This window comes from Klebsiella sp. CSG-1, from assembly GCF_056521145.1.
Genome location: NZ_JBWNLD010000008.1, coordinates 54,064 through 67,308 on the forward strand (window position 1 = coordinate 54,064; position 13,245 = coordinate 67,308).

At 42.9% G+C, this 13,245-nt stretch carries 18 protein-coding genes; 8 read left to right on the top strand and 10 right to left on the bottom strand.

Going from position 1 to position 13,245, the window contains the following annotated elements:
• The first annotated feature begins 547 nt into the window (after positions 1-547).
• Together AC007G_RS19020 and AC007G_RS19025 are read left to right on the top strand one after the other, a co-directional pair.
• Positions 548-1,000 (top strand): hypothetical protein, encoded by a 453-nt coding sequence (locus tag AC007G_RS19020; RefSeq protein WP_335290288.1) that lies wholly within the window; start codon positions 548-550, stop codon positions 998-1,000.
• A 70-nt stretch (positions 1,001-1,070) separates the two neighbouring features.
• A complete protein-coding gene (locus tag AC007G_RS19025) occupies positions 1,071-2,213 on the top strand; it encodes a restriction endonuclease (protein WP_407300394.1) in 1,143 nt (380 codons plus the stop codon).
• Between the two features lie 55 nt (positions 2,214-2,268).
• Here AC007G_RS19025 and AC007G_RS19030 read toward each other — a convergent pair whose 3' ends face one another.
• The 3 genes from AC007G_RS19030 to AC007G_RS19040 form a co-directional block, all read right to left on the bottom strand.
• Complete coding sequence (locus AC007G_RS19030) at positions 2,269-3,957, bottom strand: DUF927 domain-containing protein (protein WP_335290063.1); 1,689 nt, start codon at positions 3,955-3,957, stop codon at positions 2,269-2,271.
• Positions 3,958-4,121: 164 nt separating this feature from the next.
• Positions 4,122-4,949, bottom strand: a complete 828-nt coding sequence (locus AC007G_RS19035) for a hypothetical protein (protein WP_131341044.1) — start codon at positions 4,947-4,949, stop codon at positions 4,122-4,124.
• Positions 4,950-4,957: 8 nt separating this feature from the next.
• Positions 4,958-5,149: a helix-turn-helix transcriptional regulator gene (locus tag AC007G_RS19040; RefSeq protein ID WP_075204837.1), complete on the bottom strand. Its 192-nt coding sequence runs from the start codon at positions 5,147-5,149 to the stop codon at positions 4,958-4,960.
• Between the two features lie 223 nt (positions 5,150-5,372).
• Between AC007G_RS19040 and AC007G_RS19045 the strand changes: the two genes are divergently transcribed.
• Entirely contained in the window at positions 5,373-5,951 is a 579-nt protein-coding gene (locus AC007G_RS19045) for a hypothetical protein (RefSeq protein WP_131341047.1), read from the top strand.
• Between the two features lie 176 nt (positions 5,952-6,127).
• Positions 6,128-6,436, top strand: a complete 309-nt coding sequence (locus AC007G_RS19050) for a hypothetical protein (RefSeq protein ID WP_131341050.1) — start codon at positions 6,128-6,130, stop codon at positions 6,434-6,436.
• 3 nt (positions 6,437-6,439) lie between these two features.
• Here the strand turns inward: AC007G_RS19050 and AC007G_RS19055 are convergent, their stop codons facing one another.
• The 6 genes from AC007G_RS19055 to AC007G_RS19080 form a co-directional block, all read right to left on the bottom strand.
• Positions 6,440-7,369: a tyrosine-type recombinase/integrase gene (locus AC007G_RS19055; protein WP_180889004.1), complete on the bottom strand. Its 930-nt coding sequence runs from the start codon at positions 7,367-7,369 to the stop codon at positions 6,440-6,442.
• Between the two features lie 46 nt (positions 7,370-7,415).
• Complete coding sequence (gene radC, locus AC007G_RS19060; protein WP_016248784.1) at positions 7,416-7,868, bottom strand: RadC family protein; 453 nt, start codon at positions 7,866-7,868, stop codon at positions 7,416-7,418.
• Position 7,869: 1 nt separating this feature from the next.
• Positions 7,870-8,331, bottom strand: a complete 462-nt coding sequence (locus AC007G_RS19065; RefSeq protein ID WP_180889113.1) for a hypothetical protein — start codon at positions 8,329-8,331, stop codon at positions 7,870-7,872.
• 119 nt (positions 8,332-8,450) lie between these two features.
• Positions 8,451-8,843, bottom strand: a complete 393-nt coding sequence (locus tag AC007G_RS19070) for a DUF2787 family protein (RefSeq protein WP_180889112.1) — start codon at positions 8,841-8,843, stop codon at positions 8,451-8,453.
• Positions 8,844-8,869: 26 nt separating this feature from the next.
• The gene (locus AC007G_RS19075) at positions 8,870-9,118 is read right to left on the bottom strand and encodes a TA system toxin CbtA family protein (protein ID WP_180889003.1); all 249 of its coding nucleotides are present in this window, start codon (positions 9,116-9,118) and stop codon (positions 8,870-8,872) included.
• Between the two features lie 332 nt (positions 9,119-9,450).
• Positions 9,451-9,939: a hypothetical protein gene (locus AC007G_RS19080; protein ID WP_000095786.1), complete on the bottom strand. Its 489-nt coding sequence runs from the start codon at positions 9,937-9,939 to the stop codon at positions 9,451-9,453.
• 121 nt (positions 9,940-10,060) lie between these two features.
• On the opposite strand from AC007G_RS19080, the gene AC007G_RS19085 reads away from it, so the two are divergent.
• From AC007G_RS19085 to AC007G_RS19100, 4 genes are read left to right on the top strand one after another with little or no spacing between them, the layout of a single operon-like run.
• Complete coding sequence (locus AC007G_RS19085; RefSeq protein ID WP_001669504.1) at positions 10,061-10,330, top strand: helix-turn-helix domain-containing protein; 270 nt, start codon at positions 10,061-10,063, stop codon at positions 10,328-10,330.
• 11 nt (positions 10,331-10,341) lie between these two features.
• Positions 10,342-10,869 carry a hypothetical protein gene (locus tag AC007G_RS19090; RefSeq protein ID WP_475697964.1) on the top strand — a complete coding sequence of 176 codons (528 nt, stop codon included), beginning with the start codon at positions 10,342-10,344 and terminating at the stop codon, positions 10,867-10,869.
• A gap of 14 nt (positions 10,870-10,883) precedes the next feature.
• The gene (locus tag AC007G_RS19095) at positions 10,884-11,243 is read left to right on the top strand and encodes an acyl-CoA dehydrogenase (protein ID WP_180889001.1); all 360 of its coding nucleotides are present in this window, start codon (positions 10,884-10,886) and stop codon (positions 11,241-11,243) included.
• 30 nt (positions 11,244-11,273) lie between these two features.
• Complete coding sequence (locus AC007G_RS19100; RefSeq protein ID WP_180889000.1) at positions 11,274-11,609, top strand: hypothetical protein; 336 nt, start codon at positions 11,274-11,276, stop codon at positions 11,607-11,609.
• Positions 11,610-12,248: 639 nt separating this feature from the next.
• Here AC007G_RS19100 and AC007G_RS19105 read toward each other — a convergent pair.
• A complete protein-coding gene (locus tag AC007G_RS19105) occupies positions 12,249-13,160 on the bottom strand; it encodes a hypothetical protein (protein ID WP_180888999.1) in 912 nt (303 codons plus the stop codon).
• Between the last annotated feature and the right edge of the window lie 85 nt (positions 13,161-13,245).

Here is a 13,245-nt window from a genome sequence, read left to right on the forward strand (position 1 = left end):
GCAGCGGTAGTTCGCCGGTCCACCAAGCCAAAATCCGGCAACGTTGGGCGGTCTGGAAGGGTGTTTTTTTGCAGATCACTCATTTCGGTTCTGCCTGTTAGCCAACCAATCAGTGAAGTAACTGGCCTGTGAATCTACCGGACTGGTCGCCATACAACAGACTGATGACGAAGCGGAATACGGCCCCTTGCTTATGGCCGAATTGCTGTTGAAGAACCGCAACCCGGCTCAGCGCTGAATGCAGAATTGCACAGTCAGAGACCAGGCTCGCCTACAAAGCTGCAATCACTCAATCACTTTTTTCAAAGCGCCAATGTTTTCATCATGGTTAGCCTGCCAGTGCTGAGTAGTGTTGATCACCCATTTTCAGCAACTATGCGAGTTAACGCATCTACATACCCTCCCGATACCCTCTTTGAACGATTTCAGCGAAAAGCTCATCAACAAACCTTGTTGCGATCATGGGTATTCAGCGCCAGAATGGTTATCACAATCGATCAGCATTTCAACAGATTGCGATCACTTACAACGCAAGGTTAAGAGGCTTATGAATACCAACTTGATGCCCAATTTCTGGAAGCTGTCACATGGCTGGAAGGAGTTTTCATTCCTGGATATGGTCGAATGTATTGATGAAAAGCTCGTCTACATTCACCGCACGACCGCTGGTAAAGGGCAGTCTTCCGTCAGCCAGGCAGAGGAGTTTGTAAACGCTCCGATTGGTGATTACTTCTACCTGACCCACGGTAATCAGGGTGTATACCTGCTTGGTCAGTTCACTGGCCCGGTTAACTACTTCACAAAACACAGTGATGGCTGGATGGACAGACCATTCCGTCTGATCCACAAAGCCAATGCCAGAGAGGCGTATTATGGTATCGAAAAATGGTGGACACCTAATCACAACTCTACCTTTGTTAAGGTTCCGCACCACGAATATGATTTATTTGAAGAGCTGATATTGACGCCCTATTTCAATATTAACCTAAAAGATTTTTAGATAAATCTCAAGGATGATTCTCCAAGGAGAAAATCACTAAGTAATTAATGTAAAATAATAAGGGATAATGATGATTTATCAATGCTATTCATGTTCTAAAACAACATTCGAAACAAACTGTCCGTGGTGCTCTCAAGATGCGTCTGGAACATTTCGACAAATGACGCCTTTAGATCCATCCTATTACCCTGATTTCCAGTACCAGTCTAAAGGAATCATAAAAGATTTATTTGGTAAGAAGAAAGAGCAGTCTCAACTTAACGCCCTACTTGAAAACGTTCTTTTGAAATATGCTACACTGAAAGACCCTTATTTTACCAACTATATTCACACATCAAGATTTTCGTATAACAATCTTGATGGCAACAGTAACATAAATAGTGAACACAATAGTGATTATTCAGAGATCCAATTATTCCAGGAAGTACTGATTAGAAAAGGCTTTAACGAACTGGAGCAGTTACCATCATTGTTAGACAAGCTATTGCTGACGACTTCATTCAACTCTATTTATTCAGGGTTTGCCCGTGAGGTTAAACGGCATATCAAGCCAACCCTTACCGAGACATTAAAATCATGGATAGAAGAGGCCGGTACAACTTATCGTGCAGATCTTTCGTTATTCCTGTATTACCTTTGGAGTAATAAGATTCAGTACCCTGCTATAGCATATAACGAGCAGGCAGAAAGTACACCGGGTACTCCGTTATTATCATTTGACACTATCAATAAATTCCTTGCTATCTGCGAGAGTATCTATTTTGATATTTTAGTAGACAGATTAGCTACTCGCCTTGAACATTTTAATCCAAACAAATTTGTCACAATGTATCTTGTCGATGCAATGGATGGTTTTCAGTTTGAGGCCTTCCTGGTTGAAATATTCCAGACTATAGGATATGACGTTAAAGAAACAAAGAAAACACAGGATCAGGGGGCAGATTTATTCGTTACCCGCTTCGGGAAGAACATGGTTATACAGGCAAAGAATTATTCTGGCTCAGTTGGCAATTCGGCAGTGCAGCAGGCAATTTCAGCAAAAGCATTTTATGGGTGTGATGAAGCAATGGTTGTGACAAACTCTTACTTCACCCGTTCAGCTAAGGAATTAGCTGATTCTGCAATGGTCCGTCTGATTGATAGAAAAGAGCTTCAAAACTACCTGGATGATTACAATCAGAAAATAATTGAAGATTTCCAGTCAGAATCCTGAGGTAAAAATGGAGTGGTTATAAGCCACTCCATTAAGCTCTTACCATATTGTAAAACTATTCTTTAATAAACTTATCAAGCTTTTTGCAGATAAAACAGTAGCGACGACCAACTTGCTTACGTTTATAAATAATCTGAATGGTACTGTACTCCTTTTTCACATCGGATAATAAAACCCCTTGCTTTGTTAATAATGTCAGAATGCCTTTGCGCTGAGATTTCGGCAAGCAGTTATGTACCAGATCCTTATCAACTGCATATACCGTACGTCCTTTAACTTTGTGGATAATGACCGGTGTCTTTTTAATCGCCGTTTGGGTTACGCGATCATTTCCAATCAGATTTAAAAGATCATCCTTTTTGCAATAATCAATAATTGCATCAAACGAACGACCTAATGGTGACTTCATTACCTTAGGTTCAGATAAAACCACCTTAAGGGAGTCCAGGTAGCAGGTTGAGATCCCCTTCATAACATCCTGCTTTGTAAAGGGTAAAACACCATATTTCACAGCCATGGAACCTGCTACATAAGCGATGGCAAAGCGTTTGGCGATTCGTACATGAATGCCGGAGTTACGATCGACCTGATGCTTGTTGAGGAAGAACTCAATGCCTTTTTCGAGCTTTCGTTTCACACTCTCACGATCATCCTGAATATCCGCTACCAGGCGCTTGAGAAAGGCAGGTTTGGCACTGCCATAATAGCGGTGAGTTGCATCCTTTATCGCATGAACAAGTTCATTGCTGGAATTAATACCATCTGGCAGTGATTCGAAGATCCCCATTTCAGCACCGGCATCTGCATGAACGTCGATTACACGCACATTTTCGCCTTCAAGGCGCTCAATGTTTCCTGAAGCAGCCAGTTGTTGAAGGCTGCACTCACCCGTACTGAAAATGCTTACCTGCCATTCAGCAACTTTGTTCTCATACATTGCTGAACGTGTTTTCCCTTTACCACCCGATAACGTATACACGCGGTTCTGCATAATTTTAGCGGCTGCCAGTACGTCTTTATCTAACAGCTTCGACTCATCGAGAACCAGGTAGCTGTCGTTATGGGCCACGGCAATCTCCTCAAGCCCCTTATCCGTATTGTTCCACAGTACGACAACATCTTTCGGTGAACCTGCTAATGATGCCAGCATGTAGGCACTGGACGTTTTTCCTATACTACTCATCCCCCACAAATGAAACCCGCCCCCTTCCATACCTGAAAGCTTAAGGAGAAAACCTGAAAATCCGCAGCACAGAGCCAACATAATACGCGAGCTATATAGTGCATATGGAGCGACATTCATTTTCCATAATTTTAATGTCTGCTGTTTATCCTCGACTGGTAAATGATTTTTAGCACCAGGATGCAGTACTGGCTTATCCCCTTTAACTTTGCCAATAGCTATATCGTTAACACGCAAATATACATCACCATAAAAACCAGGCTTATAGCACAGTGTGATTATCTTATCGGTTTCCTTAATTACTTCTTGATGAGCTTGAATCCAGTATTCTTTAGTCACATTGGGATTATGCCCGCACGTTAATAACGTTTTTTTTAACTCCAATACACTGACAAGTGCCTTGGCTGGTACAAGCACACGGGTCGACTCCATCTCTTGAAAATCAGTGATTTTAATAAGTCGGTATGCAACTGGACATGATTCGGAAATTTTTGTACGAGCCAACAATGTAACAAATAGCTTTTCTTTTTTATTATTCAATATCTCTTTATATTCTTTCATTTATAGTTCCTTATCGTATTTAAAGATCACATCATAGTTGCAGTAATAAACATCAGAATTAAGGCGTGAGAGCTCCCCTGTGTGATTTTTCACACAACACTATTATTTGGTTAAAAATCGCAGGAACAGTTTACAACTGGTGTATTTACTAATAGACCATGGAATCATTTCATTATCAAATGGTCACCATACTTCCTTACCTTATACATGAAGGTTAATCCGGTTATCCCAATAGAATCCAACTTAATCAGAGAATCAACATATTGATTACGCAATAGACGATATTTTTTAGTCCATCGCTTCCTTTTCCTTTCCTTGTTCCCCTGTAGATGATAATCATCATACTGGATTGACTCGACTCGCCACCAGATAGCTTTAAAACGGTAGCTCACCTGTCGTAATGGGGCTTTTAACTTACTTACTAGCATGGGGCGATTTATTACATTTCCCCGCGTATTCATATTCTTCTTGTTCTTCATCCTGATACGTAGCCTTTTAATAGCCTGCTTGTCATTGGGAATGATAAGATGAAAATGAGGCATCCACTTTTTAATATCTATGTGGTAATCCATTTCAAACCCACCGATCACTATTCCAGAGAAGCCACATTCATTTAACCAGCGACGAAGCCGTGCTATTAATGTATCGGGCTGCCATTTTAATAGTTGATTGTCATAAAATGCATCCTGATAGAATATTAAAGTGATACTTCGCCATTTTTTGCTTTTCTTACATAAACGGAGCACTTCTCCAATCATTTCCAGTCGGTGTTTCCTGAAGCATTCAGGACATGCAGCGCTCCCGCAAGGATCGCTCGGATGGCAATCTTTAAGTTTTTTAAAGAGATCCTGGTAAACTTTCCCTTGGCATTTCTGCAATGATTTTACCCTGAAGCACTTTTCCGCTCTGACCTTCACCACTGTTTCAAATTTTGGCAATGCTTCGGCTAGCGCTTCATTCTTATCACTTAACCTTGCCAGTGGTATTTTCATTACTCTCCTTACTGATTTATGGTTGGACGCTCTTCAATCCAACGCTGGATATCCTCATCTCGCCAGGCAACGGAACGATTTCCAGTTAGCGAAACTTGGTTTGGAAAACTTTTATTGGCAATCAGGCGATATAACGTTGCCCGGCTAATGGCACAGCGCTTTAATACTTCTTGAATCTTAATTAACTTGCTCTCTTTCATGTTTGCCTCCCCGTTAGCTGATGGAGCCATTCTATCAAACTCGAAATATCAGGCTTACAGGAGAAGCGGCTCTTAAAAATGCACAAACTCTTGGATTTTCCGGGCTAAAACCCTGATAGTTGAATCCTAAGAGCCGCTTCTCATCATTGAGGAGTCCTCGACTCTAAAATGCTTAATTAATAGTCAATATATCGTAAGAAATTCATGTAATGAGAGGCCATTGATGGCAAATGACAGTAAAAAAACCGATTCTACAGAATATAACTCTGTTCACGTAGACATTTCAGACATCAAACGCCAAAGGGATGCCGCCAACAAAGCAAGGAAAGAGAAAAAATACACTGATGCGGGATTTTCAAGAACAAAGATATACTTAGGAAGAGACACCTATGAGAAACTTGCCGAGATATTTGAAGACCAGCGGGGAAGCGTACTCAACATAGAAGGGCGTAAAGACATTGATTCACTTAGCCGGGTTATCAGCTACTGCATCAATAAGGTGTATCAAGAGGTTCATATCAAAAAGAAGAAAATCGGTCAGTTACCTGATGTTATCCCCGCTTTTAACGCAAAGAGTCAGGAACTATACGATCTCTACCAGGCTGCCAGCTTCATGCAAAGTGAAGGGCATAGTATTGCGAAAATCAGGACAAAAATGAGTGCTAATGAATATCCGGCACCAAACACTATCACGCTGAACGGTTCCCGAAATCGTTTATCGGCATGGACGGAGCAGCAAGTAAGAGACCTACTGGATTTAGAGATCCTCAACGAAGATCTTAAAGACCTTCAGTCACGCTGACATCGACGGCTATGATTTACGAGCACTAAACCCGCCTGCTGGCGTTTACTTTCATGCTATCCCCCCGTTTCAGAAAGCGGATGATGAAATGAGATTGTAGTTTTGATGTAGTGGCTGGACTATTTGTCGGTCAGAGCGTTATTAATAAATTATCATGGTTACCAAGGAGATAAGCTATGCCTTTTGATATCGACCAGAACGCACTTCGGGCCTCAGTATTCAAACAGCATTATGTTCCTGCTGTTGAGTCAATCGGAAAAATTGGGCGTTACTGGTTTGGAGGAACAAGGCAGGCCGCCTCAATGGTGGCATCCTTGTTAAGAGAAAGTGGGATGTCGATCATCTTGCATAATGCACCACCTCGCTGGGAATTCGTGGTTTACCTGACAGAAAGTGGCGTCGATAGTGACGACTTAGATGAAATTGCGCTTCGTCGACATGAGCTGATTGAACAAGGTGTTGCAGAGCGGGATTTACCTCTTTAATCATCACCAACACCGCAACCTCTGTGATGCTTTGGCTTTCATGTCATCATCACGATAGTCATAGCGCGTCGTCGTGGATATGTCGCTGTGGCCTGCCAGTTGGCGGACGGTGTTGATATCCACGCCCTGCTCCAGTAAACGTGTGATGAAGGTGCGCCGCATGTCATGTGGGGTGAAACGTGCAATACCTGACGTCTGCTGTAAATCAGCCAGGATACCCGTTAACCCGGTCGTAGTCAGCGGTTGGCTTGCGACCTTACCGTTGCGCTGGATACGGTTGAACAGTGCGCTGTCAGCTTCATCTTCGCCAACTTTCAGCCATGCGCGGATGGCCTTGTCCACCGCATCCGCTACGTGAATTTCACGGTATTTACGCCCCTTCCCTTGCCTCACCGTCAGGATGCCATTGTCATAGTCCCGACGCTCAAGTTTAACCAGTTCCCCGGCCCGCAGGCCTGTTCCGCAAAGTGTCAGCACAATAGCGACATCACGGTAGCGCCGTACATGCTGCGGATGCTGTTTAGCGGCCTGAATCAGCGCCCGGATTTCCTGCCTGTCTAATGCCCTTCCCTTACGCTGGATATCGCCGCTCACGCGCTTAACACACCGGATACGGGCCAGCGTTTCGGCATTCATACAATTGAGGTTAAAGGCCGTCTGCGCCATACCCCGGAGCGCTGACAGCGCCATGTTGACCGACGACACGGCGTAACCGTCATCCAGCAATGCCGCACGTACTTTAGCGACGGTGGCGTAGTTTAGTAGTTCCCAAGGATAATTGTTTGCATCCGCACCGCGTTTAAGTATGCCGGCACTACGGTTTAACAGGCTGGTGATGCCCCGCCGTCCCGATGGTGCAAGACCGCCAATATACGCATCAAACACGGTGGTTTGCACCACCGGCACGACCTGATGCAACGCAGCCCGGCTCATGCGCGTAACCCGCAATAACGTACATTAAACCAGGTAACTTTCAGCATCACACCAGCCCCCGCTCAGCCATCGACACCGTTTCAGTTCCGGCCACGATAAAGTGATCAAGTAACCGCACATCCAGCATTTCCAGTAGCTCCTGTAGTTTTTTAGTCAACTTGATATCGCAACGGCTGGGTTCAGGCTCGCCGCTGGGGTGGTTGTGGACAAGGATAGCTGCGGCGGCGTTATGTTTCAGTACACGTTTGATAACTTCACGGGGGTGAACGCTGACCGAGTTTAACGTACCCCTGAACAGGATTTCGCGGTGCAGCAGCTGATTCTGATTATCGAGCAGGATGATGCCAAACTCTTCATGTTCAAGCGGTGCCAGCTCAACCATCACACACCGCCGTACATCATCAGGGGAACAGAGTTGAACGCCACGCTGGTAGTACCGGCTGATAATGTCACGCGCCTGGTCGAGGATACGGGTTTCACGTTGGGTAAACATGGTCATTTCAGAACTCCCGTTCAATGAAGTAAATAGCGTCGGGAAACAGCTGGCGGCGGGTTACGCCAGTACGCAGGGAGAAAGCTTTACGGGGCATAGTGGTTCGCCCGTTGCTGTCGAAGAAACAGAGCGTTTCTTCATCCATTTTGATCAGAAGGGACCAGTGAAACTGGTCGCTGAGCATAATCAGGCGGGAATGGTCAGTGACGTCAAGAAACCGCTGCATTTCCCTGAAAAGCCGCCCGTCTGATAACTCTCGCTTCCCTGCAAAGGGTTTGGTGATTTCAACCGGGAACTGGCGGCTGTAATGCCCTTTCTGCAACACCTGAGCTATCAGCCAGTCTAAACGGTCTTCTTCAATCCCTTCAGTCAGCCATTCATGCAAAGACCAGCGCTGCTGATAAGTCTGAATAAGCCGGTTCATTAACGGGCGTCGTTTCACCCTGCCATCAAACAGCCAGCTCAGCATGTTAACCACGCAATAAGCACCGCAAAGACAGTCAAGTTCGCCCTGTTGAGACGCACGTATCCCTCTGTCAGCCGTCACAGATAATTCCTCATAAGATAGTGATGATTAGTATGGTGGGGTTAGCTTTCCCACAGGACGGTAATGGTGTAGATGTTCATGGCGTGATACTGAATAAAGTTGGATTGCCAGAGTTCAAATAACTCCCTTCCGGCGTTAACAGGCAGATCACCAACATGGGCAAGAAAGACATATTGCTGACTCCAGCTAATATCAATTTCCTTTTCCAGTTCTGGGTATACCGTCCCCATATAACCGAAGTCGGTGATGTAATCAAAATACCATTCATCATTGCGTGAAATAATCCGTATTTCGACAGGATGGTAACCGCCCTTTTCAGCGCTGTAACTCAGGTCTTTAAATAACAGACTGACAGCGGTAATTCTGGTTTTATGCGGCGGTGGATTTCCCACTTCATTTAATATGATATGTATCAATTCCTGACTAACGGGCATAGTCAGCCCTTCCTGATGTATTTTATTCATTTTAATTCCATGTATTGGTTGACGGATAGTTCGTTAACTTCACTCAATGGGGTGTCAACTGAATCAAGTCTGTGCAGATCATACTTATATGCCCATTCATTGACTGCCTGATAAGGACGCACACAATCAGTCCAGTATCTTTTCATATAACTTGCCTCACAAAAGGCAGTGTCGTTAATGTCTACGCCATAATACTTAATGAAGAGTTTATTAACTAATTCCTGCCATTGTAATAATGAATACACAATATCCCCTATCAGATATAGTCATAATGGAGTTCTTTAAATACAGTCAACCCTCCAGTGAAGGATTAACAAAAAATGAACGTTTAAAGAATATGATGATTTAAATGGCTGGCTGCAATTAATAACACTACCCAGCAATGAAATTATACTAAAAATATACTTTTATTGCAAATAATAACAATAAGAAACCAGTTCGCAATTCAGTACGGAAATAACTGAAAACAGATTTTTATTCATTAATAAGTAATGGCATACTTTACATTCCGCCATGTCAGACGGGCCAGGGTTCCGGGGTGGTTCCTTCTGTCTGACATGGCGGAAAACTGACGCTATCACACCTTCCCGTTCAGCTTTTCAAAGAGGCGCTTACGCTCATCTTCGGGCAGCTTCATGATTTGTACCGCCAGTTCAGAAACATTGGGCCCCTGAGACATTAGATCGTCCTTTACCAGCCTGAGGGCCTGCTCCATCAGTTGCGCCCGCGAAGCTGGCGACATATTGCGATACAGCTGCACCCAGAGGCTTAGCTGGCGATCACTGTCGTTGAGAGTAAACGCTTCGCCCTTAGCCCTGTTTCTCTCATCATCAAGCGACATTGTGGCTGCGCTAATATGGTAAACAACGCCTTTCCCGGCAGTCCTTTTACGACGTATTTCCGGATGCAGGGATGCCAGCTTTTCCAGGCGCATCCTGGCGCCACGCGCAGTGCCCGGCATCCCCTCAATATGAGTGAATTCCTCTGCTGTCAGCCAGTCTTTAGCCTCTTCAACAGAAGCTTCAGGATGAGTAGGTATAGCCGAAACTGTTCTCTTACTGCTCATATAAATTTCACCAGATATCAATGCGTTAATATGAAAACCAATAAATAGATACCAAAAGAACTTGAAAGGTATCTTTTATTCGCATTTAATATCCATGTACTGATTCCATGGAGTTAATACTGTGCGTAACTCAACAGCATCGCAGAAAAAGCAGAGCAAAGGAAGTTCAGGGAACTGGCATCGTGCCGATATTGTGGCAGCACTTCACAAGCGAGGGTTAACGCTGGCGTCACTGTCACGCAGTCACGGCCTTGCGCCACGTACATTAAATAATGCCTTAGAGCGTCATTATCCCAGAGCTGAGCGCATTATTGCCGGGGCTCTGGATACGACACCGGAAACATTATGGCCGGAAAGGTATGCCCTTAAAAATGGACCTAATAGCAGGTAAAGGATGCAACCATGGCAGCCACCATCACTGAAATAAAGGAATGCTTTGAGTATTTTTTCAGTTCTCTTTATCGCAGGGAGTTCGTCAAAACCCTGCGTCTGAACGAATGTAGCGAGCGGGAATTACTGCCTCTGGTACGTTGCTATTTGCTGGGTTGGTTTGCAGATAATGTCTCACCGGAAGTAAAAAGCAAGCTGCCAGGAACTGTATCCGGGCACGGTTACATTGATTTTGTCATTGATGATGTAGCCGTTGAGTTTGCAGTACGTAAACCAACTGCGGCACGTTCGAATGTCTCCGCAACTGTAAATAGCACTGAAGTTAAAAAGTTGATGAAGCACGACGGCAAAGCCTTGCTTGTGCTGTTTGACTTCTCTGACACGCCCTACTCAGAAGAACAGATCGAATCTTTCCGCAACTGGCCCTCTCTTGGTCGAGGGAATCATCGCAAGTCCGCATTCAATGTCGTTTATTTCTTTGTGGAAAAACGCAGACCGCTGGTACTGGGGAAAATAACCAAAAACATCCGTATCACTTAACAGGGAATTAATTAATGAACAGAAAACTGTTGGCCTTATTGATGGCAGCCATAACGCTACCTGTCGCAGCAGCGCAGTACGTAAAACCCGGAGCGGTTCTAACCCTGAATCCGGGAAAGAGCAATGCTGAATTCAACATTAATGCCTCAACGCTGGATGGTTCGGGCGTATGCAATATGGAAGGGGCAGCAAACCAAATAGCTGCCGGAGAAAGCCAGAAGCGTCGCTGGGTCTGGAATGACAATACCAGCCAGTGTGTTGCAGTAATTAGTGAACAGAAAAACGGTAAGGCCAGCGTGATAACTCGTGGTTGCGAAGGCTACTGTGGGGTTTCTGCGGCAGGCACAATGGATGGTCTATTTAATAAGCAGTAATAAATGCCTTAATTAACGAAGGAACTATAGATGAAAAGAACAATGCTTCTGGTATTAATAGCGGCTGGTTTGTTGGCTGGCTGTGGTGAGAAAACGCCGAAATGCAGTAGTGATGATGCTAAACATCTTGTCGTGGATATTGCCAGAAAGACAATCGAGAAAGGAATGACACTGGATAAAGATGTGCGTATTTCTGTAGAAAATGTCAGAACAATTAGCTATGAATCAGGCCTTGATGTTTACCAGTGTGCCGCTGATCTAACGTTCACAAAACCTGACCTGCAAAGTTCTCTACCAATCACATACCGGATTCAGAAAACTGACGAAGGTAAAGGTCAGTTCTATATAAATGTGACAGGCCTATAATAACATTATCCATAAGCAAAAATTATTTTGGGTGAAACTAATTATGTTTCACCTAAGAAAAAATTACACTAAAAGATCATCAAACAAGTAATAAGAGTTATTACTATAGTTAATCCATTAGCAGAGCGATTATAACTTATGTAAGACCCTAAACCACTATTACCAAATAAAAGAAACAAATAAAACCAGTGTAACAACAATCATATGTGATACGAAAAAAAACTACCGCATGCAAGATGCAATCACATACAGAATTCCCGCACTGAAATCGTTCACAATAACACATACAGTAATTGTCGCTTTGAAACGCGTTCAATTTCGATTCCAACGCCCTATTCACACTTTGTTTTCTTTATTATAACCAAGAGAAAACATACAGTAAAAATTTATCTTATTTGATAATGGATTGATAATCGAATACCATGTTTGATAACGCAATAAATCATCCAAAACCTCAACTCTCAGAATTCCTGAACCATTCTTTATCATATGAAGTTCACCACTTAATCTAATGTGTAGTAAGACAACAAACATCCTGAATATACTCAGTCCAACCCTAACGTTCTTTATCAGGCCCCCATCTGTTGAGAAGGAGCCTTATTTATTGCAATGAAATATAATTCACCCATTAACAAAGTGTTAGATAGCGAAAAATACTTTTCTATCAGCATCCTGATGCAAATCATGTTTAGATATATGATATAAACTAGGTTCAATAACATCCGAACACAGTTTAAATGGTAGTTCATCAATGCAAATTTGAGCAAATACAGCAGAGAAGTCTTTTTCATAACAATCGTGGAGAATTTTCAAATTTGTTGAAGGGAAACTGTTTTTAAATTCTTTATTATACTCAGGGGAAAAGTATTGAATTAAAGCTGCCTCATATAAAGAAACCCGTTCTGATTCAGAAGTTCCGTATAATTTATCCAATCCAGCTTGAATTCTGACTGAATCATTACCTTTTGATTGCGCATTAGGTGTGAAAACTGTGACTACACTAGTACTCGGTTCCACCTCTAATAGCAGCAAAGAAAGTTTATACCCTTCGGGAATTCCTTTGAGGGATATTTTTTGTAAAGTTTCATGTTTGAGCAGTCTATCCAGAGCATTTCTGGAACCATCTCTCCCATATGCCTGGCCAATGTATTTCACATCAAAATTAATACTACATACGCGTTGATGGATTAACCTCATTATTTGAACATCATCCCACCAAAATCTATTGTTGTTTTCGTCTTTTAGATAATGGTATCCATCTTCAATGTAATAGGTTAGATTTTTAGGGATGGATTCTAACAACAGTTCTTTAGGTTGGTTGCAAACTGTGAAGTGTAATTTTAAATTTTCACCAGTTTGCTCTGCGTCTACGAACAAAATCTTAGGTAATAAACCAATTATATATATGTGACAATTATCAATAACGCTTTTATATTGCTGTAACTTTTCTTTATCATAAATCGCTTCAGCAGGCAATGTTAAATAACTACTGGCATACATATCTAGTGCATGTTCAACACCGAATTTTTTATTAATTTCTTTTTCGTTCATTTTTATACCCATTTATAATTAACACAGCCATCTATTTCCACCATACTCAACAGTCACTTCAGAAAAATACCAATATTTTTTCAGC